Origin of the sequence: Micromonospora sp. D75, assembly GCF_018070405.1 — a bacterium.
GTDB lineage: Bacteria > Actinomycetota > Actinomycetes > Mycobacteriales > Micromonosporaceae > Micromonospora > Micromonospora chalcea.
On the sequence record NZ_JAGPXV010001186.1, the window covers coordinates 1 to 478 of the forward strand.

At 76.6% G+C, this 478-nt stretch carries 1 pseudogene; it reads left to right on the forward strand.

Annotated features, from left to right (window positions below):
• Positions 1-478: pseudogene (locus KBX39_RS32785) on the forward strand (ABC transporter ATP-binding protein); the annotation flags it as partial.

Genomic DNA, 478 nt, shown 5'->3' on the forward strand with positions numbered 1-478 from the left:
CGCCAACGCGCGGCTCAGCGCCGCCGCCGCCACGCCGGAGCGGGTCGCCTGGTTCACCGGCGGCCACGACGGCGGCTCCGGACCCACCTCCGACTCCGACCGGGTGAAGTTCCTGACCGCGCAGTGGCTCGACCACTACGTCAAGGGGGACGGGGCGGCGCCCGGCGACACGTTCACGTTCTCCCGCATCGCCGGGTTCGACGCGCTCGACCGGGGCCTGGTCGCCACCGGCTTCCGTACCGCCGACTATCCGGGCCTGGCCGGGGAGGACCGCCGCGAGGTCACGCTCGCCGGTCCGCCCCAGCCGGTCGCCGTACCGCCCAACGGCAACCCGGCGGCGATCTCCTCGGTGCCGTTCGCCGGCGCGCTCGGCTCGCTGCTGGACGGCGTGGCCGGTGACATCCCCGGCCAGCACGCCCGCTTCGAGTCCGCGCCGCTGGACGAGCCGGTCGACGTGGTGGGCGCGCCCACCGTGCGG